Source organism: Dyadobacter frigoris (genome assembly GCF_005280585.1).
GTDB classification, from domain to species: domain Bacteria; phylum Bacteroidota; class Bacteroidia; order Cytophagales; family Spirosomataceae; genus Dyadobacter; species Dyadobacter frigoris.
This window is the reverse complement of the sequence record NZ_SZVO01000023.1, coordinates 74,813-95,453: the sequence shown is the minus strand read 5'-3', so window position 1 is coordinate 95,453 and position 20,641 is coordinate 74,813. Positions and strand designations below refer to the sequence as shown.

Annotated in this window: 16 protein-coding genes; 6 read left to right on the top strand and 10 right to left on the bottom strand. The window is 38.5% G+C overall.

Annotated features, from left to right (window positions below; all coding sequences use genetic code 11):
* Positions 1-63: 63 nt before the first annotated feature.
* Positions 64-2,415: a PDZ domain-containing protein gene (locus FDK13_RS31910; RefSeq protein ID WP_137344078.1), complete on the top strand. Its 2,352-nt coding sequence runs from the start codon at positions 64-66 to the stop codon at positions 2,413-2,415.
* Between the two features lie 12 nt (positions 2,416-2,427).
* Here the strand turns inward: FDK13_RS31910 and FDK13_RS31905 are convergent, their stop codons facing one another.
* Together FDK13_RS31905 and FDK13_RS31900 are read right to left on the bottom strand one after the other, a co-directional pair.
* A complete protein-coding gene (locus FDK13_RS31905; protein WP_137344077.1) occupies positions 2,428-3,717 on the bottom strand; it encodes a hemolysin family protein in 1,290 nt (429 codons plus the stop codon).
* Positions 3,718-3,866: 149 nt separating this feature from the next.
* Complete coding sequence (locus FDK13_RS31900; RefSeq protein WP_137344076.1) at positions 3,867-4,112, bottom strand: DUF1456 family protein; 246 nt, start codon at positions 4,110-4,112, stop codon at positions 3,867-3,869.
* A 106-nt stretch (positions 4,113-4,218) separates the two neighbouring features.
* On the opposite strand from FDK13_RS31900, the gene FDK13_RS31895 reads away from it, so the two are divergent.
* Positions 4,219-5,424: a DUF763 domain-containing protein gene (locus tag FDK13_RS31895; RefSeq protein WP_137344075.1), complete on the top strand. Its 1,206-nt coding sequence runs from the start codon at positions 4,219-4,221 to the stop codon at positions 5,422-5,424.
* 146 nt (positions 5,425-5,570) lie between these two features.
* On the opposite strand, the gene FDK13_RS31890 is transcribed toward FDK13_RS31895, so the two are convergent.
* The 8 genes from FDK13_RS31890 to FDK13_RS31855 all read right to left on the bottom strand — a co-directional run bounded on the left by FDK13_RS31890 (position 5,571) and on the right by FDK13_RS31855 (position 14,152).
* On the bottom strand, positions 5,571-8,702 hold the full coding sequence (locus FDK13_RS31890; protein WP_229216308.1) for a TonB-dependent receptor: 3,132 nt from the start codon (positions 8,700-8,702) through the stop codon (positions 5,571-5,573).
* A 355-nt stretch (positions 8,703-9,057) separates the two neighbouring features.
* Complete coding sequence (locus FDK13_RS31885) at positions 9,058-9,402, bottom strand: heavy-metal-associated domain-containing protein (RefSeq protein WP_137344073.1); 345 nt, start codon at positions 9,400-9,402, stop codon at positions 9,058-9,060.
* 30 nt (positions 9,403-9,432) lie between these two features.
* Positions 9,433-9,693, bottom strand: coding sequence for a heavy metal-binding domain-containing protein (locus FDK13_RS31880; RefSeq protein WP_137344072.1), 261 nt, complete (start codon positions 9,691-9,693; stop codon positions 9,433-9,435).
* A 22-nt stretch (positions 9,694-9,715) separates the two neighbouring features.
* The gene (locus tag FDK13_RS31875) at positions 9,716-10,306 is read right to left on the bottom strand and encodes a helix-turn-helix domain-containing protein (protein ID WP_137344071.1); all 591 of its coding nucleotides are present in this window, start codon (positions 10,304-10,306) and stop codon (positions 9,716-9,718) included.
* A 62-nt stretch (positions 10,307-10,368) separates the two neighbouring features.
* A complete protein-coding gene (locus tag FDK13_RS31870; RefSeq protein WP_137344070.1) occupies positions 10,369-12,603 on the bottom strand; it encodes a TonB-dependent receptor in 2,235 nt (744 codons plus the stop codon).
* Positions 12,604-12,688: 85 nt separating this feature from the next.
* A complete protein-coding gene (locus FDK13_RS31865; RefSeq protein WP_137344069.1) occupies positions 12,689-13,153 on the bottom strand; it encodes an HYC_CC_PP family protein in 465 nt (154 codons plus the stop codon).
* Between the two features lie 41 nt (positions 13,154-13,194).
* A complete protein-coding gene (locus tag FDK13_RS31860) occupies positions 13,195-13,404 on the bottom strand; it encodes a heavy-metal-associated domain-containing protein (RefSeq protein WP_137344068.1) in 210 nt (69 codons plus the stop codon).
* Between the two features lie 157 nt (positions 13,405-13,561).
* Positions 13,562-14,152 carry a Uma2 family endonuclease gene (locus tag FDK13_RS31855; RefSeq protein ID WP_137344067.1) on the bottom strand — a complete coding sequence of 197 codons (591 nt, stop codon included), beginning with the start codon at positions 14,150-14,152 and terminating at the stop codon, positions 13,562-13,564.
* A gap of 202 nt (positions 14,153-14,354) precedes the next feature.
* Here FDK13_RS31855 and FDK13_RS31850 point away from each other — a divergent pair, with 202 nt between their 5' ends.
* Genes FDK13_RS31850 through FDK13_RS31835 form a run of 4 tightly spaced genes read left to right on the top strand, consistent with a single transcriptional unit; the run spans position 14,355 to position 20,633 of the window.
* Positions 14,355-15,554, top strand: coding sequence for a hypothetical protein (locus FDK13_RS31850; RefSeq protein WP_137344066.1), 1,200 nt, complete (start codon positions 14,355-14,357; stop codon positions 15,552-15,554).
* A 6-nt stretch (positions 15,555-15,560) separates the two neighbouring features.
* Positions 15,561-16,130, top strand: coding sequence for a condensin complex protein MksE (locus FDK13_RS31845; protein ID WP_137344065.1), 570 nt, complete (start codon positions 15,561-15,563; stop codon positions 16,128-16,130).
* Positions 16,114-19,782, top strand: coding sequence for an ATP-binding protein (locus FDK13_RS31840; RefSeq protein ID WP_137344064.1), 3,669 nt, complete (start codon positions 16,114-16,116; stop codon positions 19,780-19,782). The genes FDK13_RS31845 and FDK13_RS31840 overlap by 17 nt, the downstream gene beginning before the upstream one ends.
* Positions 19,779-20,633, top strand: coding sequence for a DUF7281 domain-containing protein (locus tag FDK13_RS31835; RefSeq protein ID WP_137344063.1), 855 nt, complete (start codon positions 19,779-19,781; stop codon positions 20,631-20,633). Before FDK13_RS31840 ends, FDK13_RS31835 begins: the two co-directional genes overlap by 4 nt.
* Positions 20,634-20,641 lie beyond the last annotated feature (8 nt).

Genomic DNA, 20,641 nt, shown 5'->3' with positions numbered 1-20,641 from the left:
AGAGAAAACCCTTAAATTGAAAAAGATAATATTAAGGTAAATTCTCACTTCAACGTTGACAGTATGCGGCTTAGCTATTTTTACAAAGTTCTGGTTTGTTTTCAATTTATCTTCTTTCCGTTACTGTCCCAAAATAACCTTTACGTTTCTCAGAACGGAAATGATGCAAACAATGGAACAATCCTGTCTCCACTAAAAACACCGGCCGCCGCCATAACCAGGATAAGTAAATCAAAACAAACATATGTTGCCCTTCATATACGCAAAGGCACCTACAATCTTGATCAAACTTTATTGCTCAACAATAATAGGCTGAACGGAAAATCAGTCTTAATTGAAGCTTATAAAAATGAAAAAGTAGTATTAAGTGCTGGCCGGAAAATAATACCAAAGTGGAAAAAACACACAAGTACAATTTGGAAAACGAAAGTTGAAGGCCCCGATTTCGAAGCTTTGTTTATTAACGAAAAGCCCCAAATCCTTGCCCGTTATCCAAATTATGATTCCACGGCCAGAGTTTTTAATGGTACCGCAGAAGACGTACTTTCTCCTGAAAGAATAGCAAAATGGAAAAATCCCGCCGGAGCATATTTCCACGCTTTACATCAGGGTGAGTGGGGAAGTTTTCATTATCGCATCAAAGAAATTAAAGATGGAAAACCGGTTTTAGAAGGTGGCTGGCAAAACAACCGCCCTGCTCCTTTGCATTTAAAATACCGTTTTGTTGAAAATATTTTCGAAGAACTGGACGCGCCCGGCGAATGGTTTTATAATAAAAAGACAAAAACTTTATTTGTTTATCCTCGTTCCGGAATTGATCTGACAAGTGCCGATATTGAAGTTTCTCACTTGAAACATATCATAGAAATAAAAGGAACGCCAGAAAAACCTGTCCAAAATATCACAATCAAAGGCATTCATTTTGAGCATACGGAACGGACGATCATGGATCATTATGAACCGCTTTTACGGAGTGACTGGATGATCTATCGTGGCGGTGCCGTGTTGATGGAAAATACAGAAAACTGTGTCATCGAGGATTCTGAATTTGCCAATCTTGGTGGAAATGCGGTGATGATCAGTGGACATAATCATGCTTCCGGCGTAACCGGTTCCCATTTTCATGATATAGGATCCAGCGCCATTTGTTTTGTAGGTGATAGCTCCGCAGTCCGCTCGGCAGCTTTTGGTTATGATAATTTCATTCCCTACGCGAAAATGGACAAAACGCCTGGCCCGAAAAATAACCGTTACCCGTCCAATTGTTTTGCTGAAAATAATCTCATTCACAACATTGGTCAAATTGAAAAACAAGCAACGGCCGCACAAATTGAAATGGCGTCAGAAATCCTGGTCAGGCATAATACCATTTATCGTGTTCCAAGAGCCGGAATTAATATTGGTGATGGTTGTTGGGGTGGTCATTTGATTGAGAATAATGATGTTTTTGAAACGGTGATGGAAACAGGTGATCACGGTGCATTCAATTCCTGGGGCCGGGATCGTTTCTGGCATCCGAACAGGAAAGTAATGGATAGTCTGGTAGCAGCCCATCCTGAATTAATTTTGCTGGATGCCCAAAAACCAGTCGTAATCCGTAATAACCGTTTCCGCTGTGATCATGGCTGGGATATTGATCTGGACGATGGCAGCAGCAATTATCACATTTATAATAACGTTTGTCTAAGCGGCGGCTTGAAATTCCGCGAAGGATTTAAGCGTATTGCCGAAAATAATATTCTGATCAATAATTCATTTCATCCGCATGTCTGGTTTAAAAACAGCGGAGATATTTTCAGGCATAACATCGTCATGCGCCCTTACTTTCCTATTCTGGTCAATGATTGGGGACAGGAAGTGGATCATAATCTTTTTCCTGATGAAGTTGCTTTGAAAAGTGCGCAAGCCTTTGGTATTGATAAAAACAGTCGTTTTGGAGATGCTGAATTTGTCGATGCCAAAAATGGTAATTACCAGGTTAAAACATCCAGTCCGGCGCTAAGTATTGGTTTCAAAAACTTTCCAATGGACGATTTTGGGGTTACGAAAGAAAGTTTTAAAGCAATTTCGGAGAAGGTGCAGTTACCCGTTTTGCTTAATGCATCGCTCGAAAAAGAGTTGCAGGAAATAACCTGGCTTGGCGCGAAGATCAGGAATGTACAGGGTTTGGGAGACCGCTCTGCTTTTGGCTTACCGGATGAAAAAGGCGTTATTCTGGTTGAAATCCCCTCAACAAGTATTCTCACAAAAAGTAAACTACAAGCTGGCGATGTAATCAGAATGGCTAACAAAGAAGCTGCTGATAATGTAGTCCGACTTGAAGCGATCCGGCAGCAATATAACTGGACAGGAAGTATGGAAGTTGAGATTTTAAGAAATCAAAAACCATTAATCATAAAAATTGATCTGAAATAAAAAATTGATCCCCTAATCTTCCAAAGCAGTAATCTGAACCAATGAAATGGTACTGCGCTGCTTTTTCATCACCATAAATTCATAATCCTTGGTACGAACTTTTTCGCCGATAGAAGGAATACGGTTAAACTTGGAAATCAGGAAACCGGCTAATGTTTCATAATCACCTTCTTTGGAGATATCGTTTGGCAAATGTTCATTGATATCACTGATTGAGGCAGAACCCAAAACCAGATAATTCCCGTTTTCATTTTTAACAATCGGCGTTTCGTTATCGTATTCATCCTGAATTTCTCCAACCAGTTCTTCCAGAATATCTTCCATCGTTACAATTCCTTCAACACCACCATATTCATTAACAATAACCGCCATCTGCTGACGACTTAATTGAAAATCACGTAAAATAGCTCCGATTGGTTTCGATTCAGGAACCATGGAAATTGGCCTCACAAGCTCCGAAAGAACAATCTCACTTCCTTTCCGCATTTTCATCAACAGATCTTTCAAATGCAAAACACCTATAATCTGGTCCATGGAATCTTCATAAACCGGAATTCGGGAATATCCTTCTTCAATTATCTTTTCAAGATCTGCTTCTGTAAAATCATTGATATCCACACCTATAACTTTGGTTCGGGGAATCATAACCTGTCTTGCTATACGCTCTGAAAAGTTAAAAGCATTTTTGATCAGATCATAATCTGCGGCTTCGATCATTCCGCTTTCTTTCTGCTGCTGAACCAGATAACGTAATTCATCACTGCTGTGCACTTCCGTTCCATGTGTAGGCGTAATACCAATAGCACCTAAAATAAAATTGGCAATGCCATTTAAAATCCAGACAATGGGGCGAAAAACAAGGAAGAATCCGTGTAACGGATAAGACAAAAATAATGTAGTTGCTTCCGGACGCTGAATTGCTATGGATTTAGGCGCAAGTTCGCCAAAAACAATATGAAGGACTGTGATAATAGCAAATGCTGCTGGTAACGCAATTTGATGCGCTAAAACCGGGTCCAGCGATATGCCAACAAGCTCCATGCCGCTAATCAATATTTTAGAAACAACAGGTTCACCAATCCAGCCCAGGCCCAAACTGGCAAGCGTTATACCAAATTGTGTAGCAGCCAGATATCCATCCAGATTTGAAACAATCTGCTTAGACAAAATGGCCATTTTATTACCTTCCTGCGCTTTTTGTTCTAATTGGGAAGCTCTGATTTTAACGATAGCAAATTCGGCAGCTACAAAAAAACCATTCAGAAGTACGAGTACAAGGGTAATAATAACCTGAATTAACATTTTTTATTTTTTAAGTGATTTTAGCTTTTAATGGAGAGTAACCGGATCAATTGAAATAATAAAATCAGGTAAACTCAAAGATATAAAAAATGAGGTGATCAGAAAGTTTTTGTTTGATGACTGGTCAATTTTAGCCCGACTTTTGCGTTTTAAGCTTCATCACGGATTTTCCCATCTTCTGCCGGGCCGCGCATATGGATAATTAAACCGTTGAGAAAATTACGAAGCAACTGATCACCACAAGGTTTATAGTTCTCGTGTCCCTCTTTGCGAAATAGTGCGCCCAGCTCACTTGCAGTCACTTTAAAATCAACAAGCGCAAGAATTTGGATTATTTCGTCATTTCTCAAATGAAGCGCCACACGTAATTTTTTAAGAATATCGTTATTAGTCATCTTGTTCGGTTTGATTTTTTCAATTTAAATATCTGCAAATATCGCCCTAGTTTTGCTCTTGTCTTTCTTAAAATTGAAAAAACTAAATTTTGAGTAACTTACATCTATGAAAAGCGGACATGCTGATTTGCCTTTGCACTACGGAAGAGTGCCGGAATGGCTGGCTCAGCGAATGAGTTTATTGGGTGGAGCCATTGTGGAATCCATCGTGATTGAGTATGGCCGGGATGTTTTATTGCAAAAATTGAGTGATCCATTCTGGTTCCAGTCGCTGGGTTGTGTGTTGGGAATGGACTGGCATTCATCCGGAATTACAACGTCGGTTATGGGCGCTTTGAAACGCTCTGTAAATAAAAGATCTGCTGATCTGGGGATTTATATTTGTGGGGGAAGAGGGAAACAGTCCAGACAAACGCCGGCAGAATTACTGGCAATCGCAGATAAAACCGGTTTGGATGGGAATCTTTTAGTCCACAACAGCCGCCTTTCTGCCAAAGTTGATAATACCGCAATTCAGGATGGATTCCAGCTTTATCTGCATTCTTTTATTGTGTCAAAAGAAGGAAACTGGGCGGTAGTTCAGCAGGGAATGAATACGGATGAAAAAATGGCGAGGCGCTATCACTGGCATTCTCCGAGTATAAAATCTTTTATTGAAGAGCCGCATACTTCCATCTACGGAAAAAATCAGGGCATCATATTGAACCTTACGGATAAAGCAGCAGCTCCTACCCGCTCAGGAATTTTGGAATTAACCACTGAAAATCCTGACAAAATCATGCGGGAAGTTCGGAAGCTGATCATGCCTGAACATCATGACGTGCGCGCAGAAAATGTGAATCTGAAAAGATTGGGATCAGTATTAGCACTGGCACACGACAATCCGGTTCAGAATATGGAATCGTTGCTTTTGTTGGAAGGAGTCGGACCGAGAACGATTCAGTCGTTAACATTAGTAAGTGAAATTATTCACGGAACACCTTCAAGGTTTTCCGATCCTGCACGATTTTCCTTTGCACATGGAGGAAAAGACGGACATCCATTTCCGGTTCCGATCACGATTTACGATGAATCAATTCAAATTCTGGATAAGGCAGTTCAAAAATCCAGATTAGGCGATAATGATAAATCTGAAGCACTTAAAAATTTATCAAAAGTAGCCGCTCAACTGGAAAAAGATTTCCAGCCGAACAACCGCTTCGATGACCTGATCCAGGAAGAACGAGATAATTCCTGGAAATACGAAGGCCGAACCGTTATGGGAAAAGCAAAAAAACCAAAAGGAAACAACGGCCAGCTAGAATTATTCTGAAAAGAAAAACTCATAAAACTCCCCGCAAAAACCGCGCGGCGGACCGCTCCCCAAACACTGCGTTTAACAAAAAAAGAGTTACGCCAAGAAAAAACTCTCAGCGTAACTCTCCGAAAAAACTCCATTACGCTGCGTTTAACAAAACATTAAAACGCGTACCGCAACCCCAACTGGATCTGGTAAGGATTTCCCGAAGGAACCACAATACCTGTTGTTGGATTTACGTCATAATTGTAATTTTTTGAAGTCGCGTCAAAACTTTTAAGCGAGTAAATATTTTGTTTTGTAAGAATATCCTGTGTTCCCCATTTCTTATTCAGAAGGTTGGCTACGTTGAAAATATCAGCAGAAACTTCGATACTCTGACTTCCGAAAGTGCGGAATTTCTTTGCAATTCTTAAATCCCATGTACCATAAAAACCGTTGATACCACCGTTTCTTTCAGCAATTTTCCCCTGACTTTTACGGATGTAATCTTTCAGTCCGCTGTTTACTTCCGGATTATCAAGCAACGCCTGAATTCCTGTACGGTACTTGTCAGCTACTGCTGCGCTATTTGGATCGAAAATGTAAGCCAGGTCATTTGAGTTTACAAAATCACCATTTACGTTTCCGCCCACTGCAAGTGAATATCTTGTTCCACCCGTTCCTGAATAACGCACACCCACGCTCACACCATAGAAAGTTGGCAAAGTTCCGTAGATCACCAGCTTGTTACGGAATTGATTATCCGAGTAAGTAACCTGGCTCAAATTACGAGGATCGTCTTTTACCATCAAGGCAAGAGTCGCAGAATTCGCCACGTTTCCGTTATAAGAAGTATTGTCTTTTACATCATTGTAAGTATAACTCGCCGTAATTTCTCCGTCTTTGAAATACTGATACGTTGCATCCAATACCACAGCGTAAGAGTTAACTTTTCCTTTACTGTTCAATTCAAGCACACGACCAACTTTATCAGATTTACGACCTTTCTGCCAGTCAGTGGAGCCGTTTGAAGTAGCAATACTTGCAGCAGGAACAAACACACCGCGGTTACCTTCGTTCGATAAACGGAAGAATGGCTGATCCGCCATATTTCCATCCACGTACATATAATTATTACGGCCCAATGTCATATAACCGCTGATACCCATTTTGAAACGATCATTGAAAAAGTGACTATATGAGACATTCGCCTTATATATCGTAGGAACTTTTGCATCTGCCGCATTCATGTTAATGGTCGCGTTGTTCGTAACACCCGGAAGTTTAAGCAACTCCACGCCTGGTGCCGTTGCCGGATTATTTCTGTAACTTACAAAATCCGGTGTTGGCACATTTGCTCCCTGAATATCAACCGAAGCTACTTTTGTTCCATCAAACAACATGTTGTTGATCATAGCGTAGTTGTTGATATCCGATCCGAAAACACCTGCTCCGAAGCGTAAAATATCTTTTCCTCTTTCGTTGAAATCCCAGGTTACATTCGCACGAGGTTGAACCTGGAAAGTTTTGATCGTATTGTCCGTTCTCAATCCAAGTTCATTAAAAACCGTTTGGTTGAAATTTGGTCTGTTGATATAGTTGGCATAATCCACACGAACGCCTGCCATTAATTCAAAACCAGTAAATAATTTCGTCTGCATCTGGCCATAAACACCCATGTTCAGAATATTCTGTTTTACACTGTGATCAGGATTAAGTGCGATTTCACGTGCATAACGGTATGGTTTCAAATTCTCGAAATTGTCAAGACCAGTGAAATAAAAACGTCCGTTCATTTCACTTCCGTAAAGGGAATTCATGTTGGTATACATCAAATCAGTCCCGAAAGTGTAACTGATATTATTTGTATTGTAATAAACATTATCCGTAAACTGAACCGTATTGTTGTAAAAATGCTCAGGAATGTAACGCTGTCCACCAAGCTGAATCGTTGTAAAAACATCCTTTCCTTCAATTGATGAAGCTACACGTTCAACAATTGCACGTGGAATATTTCCAGCTGGTAATTGCGGGTTTGGAATACTGTTTTCCTTCGTATACATATGCTGTAATTTCGCCTCGTTGATCAAACGTGGATTTACAACCGAACGAAGCGTAAATAACAAACTGTTGTCCAAACCTCTTGATGTTCCGTAGGTTTCGTAGGTATTGATTGCACTATTATCACCAATGCTTTGGTTGTTTTTATCAAAACCGAAGTTATTACGAATGGTAAGCAAATGTTTCTTGCTCAACTGCCAGTCGATGCGTGCAAAAATAGATTCCGTTTGTTCTTTTTTGTCAAAAGAACCGAATTGCGCGGAGTTTGCAACGCCATATTTACTTCTGGCAATATTTTCGTAACGATCAAGAGAAGCCTTGGTTACACTAAAACGTTTTTCGTCCGTAGCACTCTGAATATCTGCAATTTGTAATGGTCGGGCATCCGCCTGATGATCCCATGCCACAAAGAAATGCGCTTTATCTTTAATGATTGGCCCGCCCAATGAAAAACCATACTGATAAGTTGAGAACGGAACATTTCTTTTGTTTCCGCGAATATCATAAGGACTTGACAACCAATCGGTACGGCCAAATACAAAAGCACTTCCGCTCAAAGTATTTGTTCCCGATTTTGTTACGGTACTAATAGATCCGCCGCCGCTTCTTCCGTATGTTACATCGTATTGGTTTGTAACAACCTTGAATTCACGAACAGCTTCCATCGAAATCGCGTAAGGAGAGCCGTTACGGTTTGTTGTGCCTCCGGAAGTTGCGTTTTTCGCTGTCATTCCATCAATGGTATAGTTGGTTGACGAAGCCAATTGTCCGGCAATACTTCCGCCTGATTTACTCAATGGAGACAAATCAATTAGTGACGTAAAATTCCGTCCGTTTACAGGAAGTTTGGCAATATCACGGGCCGTTACCGAAGTTGCAGCTCCAAAATTTCTAACTGCATTTTTCAAACCTGAACCGGTAACCTGAACCGCATCAAGTTCGTTTGCCTGTTCTTTAATTTCAAAATCAACGGTCACTAAATCTCCCTGATTTAAAGAATAACCCGTTTTCTTCTGTTCACCGTGACCGATGTAAGAGACAACGATCGTGTAAGGCTTACCCAAAGGAAGCTGTTTGATGATAAATTCTCCTTTTTCGTTGGTAGTAGTTGCCGAAGTAAATCCGGTTGATTCGTTGCGCACCTGAACTGTTGCGCCTGGAACGTGCGATTTGGTTCCGTCCACGACCGTTCCTCTGATCGTTGCCTGGTTCGTCTGGGCAAAAAGACTGGCCGTGAGAAATAAGGACATAATACATGTCCACACTGTAAATTTAAGTTTCATATCCTGGGATGAGTAGTTTTAAGGCTGCAAAACTAGAATCGTCAGGTTACGTGTATGTGTCGGTGATGTTATGAAAATGTGAAGGGGGATATTATATGACCCATAACAAACTTCAATCCAAAATTTTCATGAATTGTTAACTCAAATCAAAAGAGAGGAGCATAATTCTACGTACAAACAGCTAATCAAAAAAATAAGGTTGATCATGAAAATATAAATATTTCACGATCAACCTTAAAGTTTAGTACTCTTTTATACCCGTATATTTCTAATTATGCATTTTACCGGCAATATTTCAATCCAAAGATTTCAGCCATGGAGATTAATGTACAGCAGCAGTTTTACGGCAACAGCTTGGTAATTTATCATGTGCTTTTTGATTAGCAACCGATAAATCAGCGTCGTAGCCCGTATTGTTGATTGTGGCTTTGATCGCTTCTTCGGTCGTTTTATCAGGATTATATTTAACTGTCACAACCTTATCAGCCAAATCCAGATTCGATTCTTTAACTCCTTTTGACAAGCCCAGATTGCGTTCAATACGTGCCTTACACATTTCACAAATCGCAGAAGTTTTGAATTTCACTTCTTTGTCTTTACCATCCGCGTTGACAAAATTTACACTTAAAAAAAGTGCTGCTATGAATAAAATGATCGTTTTTTTCATGATTATGTTTTGATTAATAGTAAGTAAAAATTAATGACTATGAGCCGTAGAATCGGTTTCTGCGAGAGCGATTTCCCGTAAATCCATTTTACAAACCGGACATTTCCCAGCTTGTGCATAGGTCTTTTCTCCTTCGCATTGCATCGGACAAGCGTATTTTTTTTCAGCTACAGTATCCACTGCGGCATTTTCTACAACAGCCGGTTTTTCTGTTGTTTCTTTGGCCTTTTCCTGGTTTCCATCACAAGCGAATAGTAATGTTAATGACAAAGCAAAAAGAATTTTTCTCATGGTATATTTTGATTTATATGAATCATAAAGTTTTAATTTTCGACGCTCCTACCTGATCCAGCGCTTTTCTTGGAAGCGTATTCCCCTTTTTAAATTCCCCTGGTGTCATTCCGGTAACTTTTTTGAACTGATTACTCAAATGCGCCGCACTGCTGTAAGATAACCGCCAGGCCATTTCACTCAGACTTAATTCATTGTAAGAAAGCAATTCTTTAACTTTCTCCACTTTTTGGGCGATGATGTATTGTTCAATCGTTTGTCCGGTTTCGGATGAAAACAAATTGCTCAGATATGAATATTCATAACCCGTTTTTTGGGAAAGATAATCTGAAAAATTAACCGCAGCCGGTTTATGTCCTTTCAAATACTGCACTTCTTCGATAATAAGTGTTTTTATATTTTCTGCCAAAGTAGCACGTTTATCGTCCAGCAATTCAAATCCGTTTGCTTCAAGCATTTGCTTCACCTGAATTAATTTTTCAGCATCAAGTTCAGATTCCGTTTCAACTTCTCCCAATTCAATATGGCTTAACACAATACCAAGCTTGTCCAGTTCTTCGCGGACGACCTTGATACAGCGATCACAAACCATATTTTTGATGAATAACCTCATTTTTAATGTTTAATTATTAATGGTTAAGGGTTAATGACCTTTTCAATTCGAACTTCTTCGATTTATCTGATGATTTTATATCTGACTCCTGCATATACCATTCTGCCTATTACAGGCCCCCAAGCCATTCCTGCATCAAATTGTTTTCCAAATGGATCATTTGCCGCATAAATCGGGTTTTTCTGACGGAAGTTATTCAGGTTTTCACCTCCTAAATAAATGTCCCATTTTGGGAAAGTTCTCGTGATCTGTGCATTGACATTGAAATAGGAAGGAGCCTCTGTCGACATAAAGGATGAGGTATCACCGTGTCCCAGCATTCCGTACATGGGATCCATACTTGGTAAACGGCGTTTTCCATTCCATTGAACCGTAGCATCAAATTTCCATTTGTCATAAGGTAAAGCATATCCGGCGTTGAACAAAACCCGGTCGCGGCTTACCAGCATTTTTGGCAGCAATATGTTTTCATTATTCAATCCGTAAACCGTCTGTTTCACATCAAATAAACGATAAGCCAGTTTAAAATCCAGACGTTTTATAGGTGTTAAATTAACTTCGGCCTGAAAACTGTTGGCATATGCTTTTCCTTTCAAATTGTAAAAACGAATATATTTTGGATTCTCAAAATCGGCTACAAGCTGATTTTCAAAATTTGTCCGGTAAAAATCGGTAACAAATGTTCCTTGCATATCGCCAATTTTGAATTCCTGGGTCAGACTTGCGCCATAATTCCATGAAACTTCGGGACGTAATTTTTCCAGAAACACAACTTGCCGCGAGCTAACCAGATTTCCATAATATTCCGCCAATGGATTTGCTACCCGGAAGCCTCTGCCCGCTGATGCACGTAAAGTTGTGTTGCCCGTCAAACTGTATTTCATATGCAAACGCGGTGTAAACTGAGTGCCATAAAGATTATGAAAATCAACTCGCGAGCCGGCAACCAGTACAAATTTATCCAGATTGTTATATGTGTATTCTACAAAAACACCCGGTACGGATTCTCTTCTCTGTAAAGTGCTGTCTTTGTATTTTTCATTATAATTGTCAAGCATATAACTAACACCTGCTTTGTAAGAATGATTCGTGCTCCCCAGAATCGACTGGTAGATGAGATTTCCATACAAAGTTTCCTGGCGACCGTTATAGTTTGTCAGGCCAAAATAGGATTTAGAATCATGGACGGAAGCATTGATAATTAAGCCCAAACCTTTGTAAGGTTTGTCCGGGTAAAGACGGGCGATTTTAGAAAAGAATTCGTAACGATTAACGTTTGCGCCAAAACCATAAGCCTGGGTTGTGCCTTTCATCTCTTCCCGAAAACCCGTTTGTCCACCTACTCTGTCTTCGTGCAATGCCTTCACGCCCATTTGAACCATTGTTCTTTCACTCTGATATTTCCATCGGTTTATCACATTGTATTGATTGTAAAGTGGCAAATCCAGAAATCCGTCGCCATTTTTATCAATTCTGTTTCTTAAAGTACTGGCGTGCGTCAATAATCCTGTACTCCATTTTTCAGACAGCTTTGTTGCGAGATTAAGATTCATTTCCGCACGACCGAAATTGTTGACATACGTATTGAAATATAGCTTTTCACGTGTATCTGGTTTTTGAAGTTCCACGTTAATCTGTCCGGTCATGGATTCATAACCGTTCACTACTGACCCAGCACCTTTTCCCACATCAATCGATTGGATCCAGGTTCCCGGTACAAAATTCATCCCGAAAGTAGAAGCCAAACCGCGAATCGTAGGAATATTTTCAATATTAGTTTGAATATATGTTCCATTCAAACCCAGCATCTGAATTTGTTTGGCACCTGTTACTGCATCACTGTAAGAAACAGAAACGGAAGCATTTGTTTCAAAACTTTCAGAAAGATTACAGCAGGCGGCTTTTGCCAAAGCACGGGTTGTTATGATTTCAGTTTGATGCGGGGATAACCTGTCGATTGTGGAGGAACTTGCTTTTACGACAACTTCATTCAAAGTCTGGTCATTTTTCAAAACCACTTCCAATTCACTTTCCGCACCGATTTTGACAGTATCATTTTTAAAACCCACAAAACTGATCACCAGCTTATTGGATTGTGTAATACGTGGAATCGAGAATTTTCCACTTGTATCCGTTACAGAGGATTGCGAAGTTCCGGCCCAGTAAACATTAGCGCCGGTAAGTGGTTTTAATTTTTTCTCCCCCGCCAATTGTTCGAAAACTTTCCCGGTTATTCGTTGTGCAAACGAAAATTGCACGCATAGAAGCAGAATTGCTCCAATTAAATATCTTTTCATTATTGACTAAATCACGATGTAAGAGAAAAGCAATGTTTATCTCAAAAAGATGAGATACAAACATTAAAATCTAATAATCAGCGATTTATATCAAAAAAGACTGTACAAAAGACAGCATACTTCTCCCATGAAAGAGCGAGGAGAATGATATAGTATGAAGCGAAGATTGTGCAGGCGGATAAACCCATTCCTGCAACAAAAATACAAAAGACTGCACGGACCAAAGATCGCCATCAGCAACCATTTTCAGCGCTTTGGCATGAAGCTGAGCAATTGATGAAACGACATCAACTTTTTCAAATTTCTGTTGATCCTTGCAGCAATCGGTTTTTTTTAAGAAATTTTTCTTTGATTCTTTTAGGGCATTACTTTTCGCGCAGCAAGCAGAAACGACTTTCTCCTTACAGGAATCAGCTTTTTTTTCCGAAACAAATTTCATAGTCATCCCCTGCATCAGACACTGATGCTCCGTCAGTCCGAATCCTGTGCTGCTTATCAGCACCAGAACGGCCATCAGAATGGTTATAGATCTATGAAGTTTGTTTTTCATTTTTAGCTTTTAGCCAGATTCACAGGCAAAGTTATTAATTATCAGGCAATTTCAGTTGCAAGATATCCAGCTTTTTTAACAACATCAGCAACTTCTTCTGCCGATTTATCAGTTTCAACGGACAAAATACGATCCGGACTTTGCAGATCCACGGCCCATTTTTCGATTCCGTTCTCTGTTGTTAAAAAAGGCGTGACGGCGGCGATACAGCCTCCGCATTTTATATTGGTTTTGAATTTTATCGTTTCCATTGGATTGAAATGCTATTTGACAGAGATTCTATATTTTTCTCTTTGCAAAGATCGGCAGGAAAGATTTAAAAGTATTACAGAATTTTGGAAAGGTATTACAGAGTTATTGGTTTCTGTAAATTCTCTTCGAATTTTAATATCAGTTGCTATTGAAGTTTTAAAAACCAATAGACTTTATGTCTGGCAGCTCAACTTTATTGTAAATTTTTTCAAGAGAAATCGAACAATCTCCAATCAATACATATTCATCTTTTTCTGTGTAAGTGTGACTTAGCCATTCAGATTCATTGAGTTTCTTAATCACCTCAACTCTCTTCTTTTTGGATGAGACTAATACATATTCGTTAAAAGAGGGAATGGTTTTATAACAATCAAATTTTTCCAGTCTGTCATATTTCTCAGTAGAATCTGATAAAACTTCTATGATAATTACTGGGTTTTCAAGAGCATTTATTCCTTGTGGAGATTTTTCATAAACGGGTTTTCTACATACAACCACCACGTCCGGAAAGGTATATTTATCACATTCAAGAATTTTAATCAGTTGGTCACTGTTTAAAACCATACATTCTCCATCACTAAGGCAATTTTCCAGAGCCGTAGATAATGTAATACAAAGTCGATTATGAGCTGGTTGCGCCCCAGCCATAGCAAGAATCTCTCCTGCATGATATTCCAGTTTTACGTCAGATTTTGCCAATAAGTCAAAATATTCTTCGTGCGTCACCTGTGTAGTTGTTTGCATCATAACTTAGTATTTTAGTGTGTGATATTTTATCAAATTTAAGCTTTTCTGTATATGATCCAAATAATAAAATGACAAATTCCCGTCATAAACGTCACAAGCATACCTCGCAGATTCATTTGATTTTCAATTCATTCCATAATTGTTTATAATCACTGACAAGAACTAATAAATTGCATTTTTAAATTTTCCAGCACAGCTATTTATGAAAACATTCTCGTCCATTAAAGAACTGTTAACAGTCCTCAACCGGGAGCATAAGCTCATTATAGCATTGTTTGAAAAAAGGAAAAATCTTTCTTACAAATATGATCATGCGTTGGAACTGGTTGATTTCGATGAAGATAAAATAAGGACACTGATCGACTATTCTGTAATACGCGAAAACGGAACTAACCTTGAACTGGATGACCAATTCCTTCAATTTTTCGAGCAGGTATTAGCAGTGAATGAAGAAATCAATGTGTCCTATATCCATGAACATATTCAAAATATCAAGCACAATATCCTCTATTATTTACAGGAAAATAACGAAACCAGAAAATATGGATATCTGCGCCAGGTCAAAAATGCACTCAGAAAAATCGGTATTATCGCCCTGCGTAACGTCGTGGATCTGAACCGGAATATTGATCACGCCTTCAAACACGAACCCAACTATAAGATCAAAAAAGCAAAGCTGGAACATCTGGATGAAAAACGACATGATATTTATGCACTCATCGGGCAAACGGACCAGCTGATATCCGGCGAGGATGAGCAAACGTTTTTTAAAGTTGCTTCCGATGAAGAGTTAAACCGCATCATTATTATACTCAAATCACAGTTAAATGAATGTCAGCACAACCTGATCGATATTCAAAAACAGATTATTGAATTTCTTAACCGAATTAAATACCATAGTGGTGTCATTGAAAAACTCCGTCAGATCAAATATCTGAAAGACCAGTTTACACTGAAAAGTAAAACCAATATCCTGGAAATTCTTGCTGAAAATAACGCCGTTATTTTCGAACCAAATCCGGCTTATCCACTCAAAATATCGCTGGAAGTGTTACAGACTGACAATGAAATACTGGATTTAATTGGAAAAATATCCAAAAGAATCAGGTCAGGCGTGAAAGTAACACAGCCATTGGCGGGAAGTATTTCAGATGAATATCTGGAAACACAGGTAGAAGAAGAATTCCAGATCAATCTGGATGAAGTAAAAAACGGATTTCTGGCTGGCAGCAATAACCTTTTTGACTTTATTTTAAATTACAATTTTGATAAAGAAGTAAACTTCGACGAGCGTATCACGATTTACTGCCAGATGGTTTCTCAATATGATTCCTTGTTTAAAATTACAGAAACTTATAACAGCAGACAGGACGTAGAATTTGCCATGATTTATCCCAAATAAAACGACATGCAGGTACCCAAACAAACTTCTGATATATTCGAAATCATGAACAAGGGACAGTTTATTTGTTCCAACAGCAGTGATGAGAAGCTTCGCAAATTGTACTCCATTATTGACGACAGGTTTGACGACCTGTATGATTATTTTATATCAATCAATTTTATATTAGAAAAAGGCGACGAGTATTTTATGTTTACCAGAAAGGAAAATAAAACAGACCTTGAACGTAAACTGGAAGCTGCTTTTAAATGGATCGATATGCTCGACTTTTTTAAAACCTTTGATAATTCTTTTGGTTCGGGTTATCGGTTTACACCGTCGGATATTCTGGTAAAACTATCCGTGGATGCGGATTTGAAAAGTAAACTGGAAGGTTTGAAAAAACATACAAACGGAAAAGAAAAACATGCTGATATCCTCGACAAAATTTTAGATCTGTTGACGAAAGATAATTTCATCGATCTTGAAAACGAAATATCCACTTCCTACAAAGCACTTGCGTCGTTCAATTACATGGAGCAATTAATACTATCCATCAACATTCCAGAAGCCGTAATCAATGAGATTCCTGAATAAAATTATTTTTATTGAAAGCGCAAAAGTCAGATATGCCGAAGTAGCCATAGATGGGAATGTCCATTTCATTGGTACGCAAGGCGTTGGAAAAAGTACTGCATTACGGGCCATCCTGTTTTTCTACAATGCGGATAAAATGAAGCTTGGAATTGAAAAGAGCAAGGACTCTTTTGATGAATATTATTTCCCCAAGGGAAATTCCTCCATCATTTATGAAGTTATGCGCGAAACCGGCCCTTACTGCATTCTCGCTTACAGATCACAGGGCAGAGCCTGTTTCCGGTTTCTGGATGGACCTTATAAAATGGAAAACTTTATTGATGAAAACCGGATACCAAGGGAATGGGATGGTATACGTAATTCCCTGGTGCGCAATGGGCATCATTATTCCAGGAAAATTGATCGTTATGAAGAATATCGGGACATTTTATACGGCAACAACCGGGGGCTGGATTCGGAGCTGCGCAAATTTGCGTTGATAGAAAGCCGTCAGTATCAAAATATTCCACGTACGATTCAGAATGTGTTTCTGAATTCCAAACTGGATGCAGAATTTATCAAGCAAACCATCATTATGTCTTTGAATGAAGAAGATGTAAAGATACCGCTTGACAATTACATGCTCCATCTTCGCGACTTTGATACCCAACTGGCTGACATCAACAAATGGACGGAAAAGAACAAAGCAGGCGAAATCCCGGTACGGAAGCAGGCGGAAAAAATTGCCCGTTTACATGCAGAAATCAGGATTTTAAATCAGGAAAAACAGGGAGTTGCCGTTCAGTTATTCCAGAATTATGACGCTGAACAAAAGGATTTGCCGGAATTGGAAAAGCAGGCGGTTATTGAAGATGGCAAGTCGCAGATATTATTAAAAAGAGATAAAGATCTCTATGCCAGATTTGAAATTAAAAAAGAGGAAATTCAAAAGTTCATAAACAATCTGGAAAGCGATCTGAAAAAAGCAAAACGCAAAGCAGATGAATATGAGATAATGAATATATCTGGCATCATACAACGCGTGGCAAAAAAACAGGATGCAGAGCAGGAACAAAAAAGATTGCTGGAAGAAAAGGAATTACTTTCTTCAAAATTCAGGGAAATAAACAGTCGGTATGATGCACTGATTTTACAACAACAAAATGCATTTGCCGGTTTTGAAAATGAAACAGAAACCAGTAAGATTGCTTTACAAGCTTCATTACTACAATTCAAAAACGATATTAATGACCAGTATAAGGAATTGTTTGATGAAATAAGGAAACAAAATAAAGCCGCTTTGGAAACTGCCAGGGATACAGTTGGTCAAAAAAAAGAGGTTATTCAGGAGCTGAAACTTCAAAAGCAAAAAGCACAGCTTGAACGGTATTTCGAAAAAGAGACAGAGGCTGTAAATCTGGAAATCAATAAGTTAAAACAACAAATAAAAACAGCAAATGTTGATATAGCTGATTTCCAAAAACAAGTCGAAACGTTCCAAAAGCAATGGGAACTGGATACGAAGACAAATGAAATCAGTTTTGAGACAAAGGCCGAAAAAATAATTAGAGAGACGGAGAAATTTACAAAGTCTATTGCAGCAATTGAAACAAAACTTGTACAGAATCAAGATTCATTGTATAGCTGGCTAACGGAATATATACCGGGCTGGGAACTGACAATCGGGAAAGTGATAGATGAGGAGCAAGTGTTGTTCCATGCCGGACTTTCACCGCAATTGGTACCGGGCAACGACACGTTGTTTGGTATTAAATTAGATTTGGAAGAAATCAATAAAACAGTAAAAACAGTTGCAGATTATGAACAGGAGAAATTGCAGTTTCAAAAAAATACGGAGGTAAATAACATAAGTTTGAATGCTTTGCATGAGCAAAAAAAGGAAGATTCAGATAAGTTAAAACGAAAATATCAGCCTAAAATAAAAGACCTCAAAGACGCTGGATTTCAAGCAGAATATTTGTTGCAAAAATCAAAAGAAGATTTGCAGGAAAATGAAGTAAATCTTGCTGAATTAATAAAGAAAGCTGCAACGGAAAAGGCAAATACCATTTTCAAAATTGAACAGGATCTTGTAATTGCAGACGAAGAATTATTAAAAGGTCAGCAACATTATGCCAGTATTGAAACAGTGGTACAAAAACAAATTGAAAACAAAGAGAAAGAACAGAAGAAAAAAATAATAGCAGAAGAACAGTTGGCAATAGCACACATCAGCGAATTGGTCACTGAATTGGCAGTTAAAAAAGCACAAATTGATCAAAGAATAGTTGAGCTAAAACAACAGCAAAACGACGATCTCAAACGTGACGGTGCCGATACGGAACGTATTTCTGAAATTGACAATGCTCTGGATAAAGTAAAAAACGAACTGAATTTCATTGAAGATAACCGGGATAAAGTAGCTGAATATAATAAAGACAAAAGAGAGCTTTTTGATCATGTGGAACGCTTTAAAGCAGATAAAAAACTAAGAGAAAGCCAGCTTGAAACCGAAAAAGAGAAACATGAATTCCAACGAAAAAAGTTAAAGCTCGAAATCGATCTTTCAAATAATGTCATTATTGAATTAAGCAAAAGGGTTTCCACGGCCAAAGAAGGACTTAAAGCTTTCGAAGAATTTAAGCTGACAGAAAGTTATAGTGAGATTTCAGTGTATAACGTTGTCCAACAAAAAATTGCAAAAGAGAGACAAGCGCTTAAAGGGCTTATTGATTTGGTCAATGCGAAAATATATTCCTTGCAAGGCCGGTTCAGCAATTTGCAGGCAGCTGTTAACGCCTTTCTGGGCAACTTTTCTTTTAATAACATTTTTGATTTTAAAACCAGTCTCAGTGAACGGGAAGAGTTTATTGCTTTTGCTGAAATGTTATACGAGTTTTTGGAAGAAGATAAAATTGCACAATATGAAAAGCGGGTCAATGAACGTTTCGCCACTTTGATAAGACAAATTGGAAAGGAGACGACAGAACTGGTTTCCAAAGAAGGAGAAATTCAAAAGGTAATTACGGATATTAACGGCGATTTTGAAGAGCGGAATTTTGCCGGAGTTATCAAAAGTATCAAGCTAAGACTTTCCGGAAGCCAGAACAGGATTGTGACTTTGTTACTGGCAATAAAAAGTTTTAATGATGAACACGCATTAAGCCTGGGTGCTGCAAATTTGTTTTCAACGGTTGATAGCGATCTTCAAAATAAAAAAGCAATAACCTTATTGAAAGAATTTGCCAGGGAGATCATCAACAGAAAAGAAAAAGAGATCAGTCTTTCTGATTCATTTGAATTGCAATTCCGGATTGTAGAAAATGACAATGATAGCGGCTGGGTGGAAAAACTTGCCAATGTGGGTTCAGAAGGGACAGATATTCTGGTGAAGGCTATGATCAATATTATGCTGCTTAATGTTTTCAAAGATAACGCGTCCAGAAAATTTAAAGATTTCAGACTTCATTGTATGATGGATGAGATTGGGAAACTGCATCCCAATAATGTAAAAGGTATTTTGAAATTTGCGAATGACAGAAATATTTTGCTCATCAACAGTTCACCAACGTCCTACAACGCAAGCGATTATCGTTATACCTATCTTTTATCCAAAGACAGCAGAAGTATCACGAACATAAAAAGACTGATTAAAAAAGGAACTGATTTATGATACTGTCACTTTCATTGGCCGAAAAATTAATAATTCTTGCAAATGGCGGGCAGCTTTCGGCCAGCAGTGTAAAACATGCTTTTGTTAGTGATTTAATTACGGAAGGCATCATAACAGACAAGCGGTCTGGACGTACGAAAAGCACATTGCAGGTAATCAATACAGACGCATTAAATAAGTATTTGCTCAACAAATTTTCGATTACTGATTTGCAGCAATATGTTGAATTACTGAGAAATGCAGAAATTACGCGTGCTGAACTGGTACAGGTTGCCAGTAATTCAAAAACTATAAATCGCAGAACTTTCAAAGGTTTTCTTGTCAATAGTTACGAACCAATTGAAGCGCTTTTGAACGGCGTTCCATTTACTGTTAACCCAATTTCGGGTACTTTTCAGTTCATTTATGATTTTGAAAAATTCATTCCTGCGCCTGATGTGATTATAATCGGCGTAGAAAATTCGGAAAACTTTTCTAACATACAGAAACAACGTTATTTATTCCCCAATATTAAAGCTTTGTTTGTTAGCCGTTATCCGCAAAATCAAAGCAAAGATCTTATAAAATGGCTGCAAACGATCCCTAACCCATATTGGCATTTTGGCGATTATGATTTTGCCGGAATCAATATTTATGCCCGGGAATACAAAAAGTATTTATCGGATAAAGCATTATTTTTCATTCCTGAAAACATAGAACAGTTGATCCAGAAATATGGAAATCGGAAATTGTATGATCAGCAGCAATTGAATAACTTAGACTTGGCCGAGGAAAATATCCATTTCCTGATCGCTTTACTTCATCAATATAAAAAGGGATTAGAACAGGAAGCTTTGATAATTGGCAGATAACCTATTGA

Excerpts from the sequence above, each read along its gene's own strand:
- FDK13_RS31905 (WP_137344077.1), bottom strand. The coding sequence starts at position 3,717 with ATGTTAATTCAGGTTATTATTACCCTTGTACTCGTACTTCTGAATGGT.
- FDK13_RS31850 (WP_137344066.1), top strand. The coding sequence starts at position 14,355 with ATGAAAACATTCTCGTCCATTAAAGAACTGTTAACAGTCCTCAACCGG.
- FDK13_RS31835 (WP_137344063.1), top strand. The coding sequence starts at position 19,779 with ATGATACTGTCACTTTCATTGGCCGAAAAATTAATAATTCTTGCAAAT.
- FDK13_RS31845 (WP_137344065.1), top strand. The coding sequence starts at position 15,561 with ATGCAGGTACCCAAACAAACTTCTGATATATTCGAAATCATGAACAAG.
- FDK13_RS31860 (WP_137344068.1), bottom strand. The coding sequence starts at position 13,404 with ATGGAAACGATAAAATTCAAAACCAATATAAAATGCGGAGGCTGTATC.
- FDK13_RS31840 (WP_137344064.1), top strand. The coding sequence starts at position 16,114 with ATGAGATTCCTGAATAAAATTATTTTTATTGAAAGCGCAAAAGTCAGA.
- FDK13_RS31900 (WP_137344076.1), bottom strand. The coding sequence starts at position 4,112 with ATGACTAATAACGATATTCTTAAAAAATTACGTGTGGCGCTTCATTTG.
- FDK13_RS31880 (WP_137344072.1), bottom strand. The coding sequence starts at position 9,693 with ATGAGAAAAATTCTTTTTGCTTTGTCATTAACATTACTATTCGCTTGT.
- FDK13_RS31855 (WP_137344067.1), bottom strand. The coding sequence starts at position 14,152 with ATGATGCAAACAACTACACAGGTGACGCACGAAGAATATTTTGACTTA.
- FDK13_RS31910 (WP_137344078.1), top strand. The coding sequence starts at position 64 with ATGCGGCTTAGCTATTTTTACAAAGTTCTGGTTTGTTTTCAATTTATC.
- FDK13_RS31870 (WP_137344070.1), bottom strand. The coding sequence starts at position 12,603 with ATGAAAAGATATTTAATTGGAGCAATTCTGCTTCTATGCGTGCAATTT.
- FDK13_RS31890 (WP_229216308.1), bottom strand. The coding sequence starts at position 8,702 with ATGTCCTTATTTCTCACGGCCAGTCTTTTTGCCCAGACGAACCAGGCA.
- FDK13_RS31875 (WP_137344071.1), bottom strand. The coding sequence starts at position 10,306 with ATGAGGTTATTCATCAAAAATATGGTTTGTGATCGCTGTATCAAGGTC.
- FDK13_RS31885 (WP_137344073.1), bottom strand. The coding sequence starts at position 9,402 with ATGAAAAAAACGATCATTTTATTCATAGCAGCACTTTTTTTAAGTGTA.
- FDK13_RS31895 (WP_137344075.1), top strand. The coding sequence starts at position 4,219 with ATGAAAAGCGGACATGCTGATTTGCCTTTGCACTACGGAAGAGTGCCG.
- FDK13_RS31865 (WP_137344069.1), bottom strand. The coding sequence starts at position 13,153 with ATGAAAAACAAACTTCATAGATCTATAACCATTCTGATGGCCGTTCTG.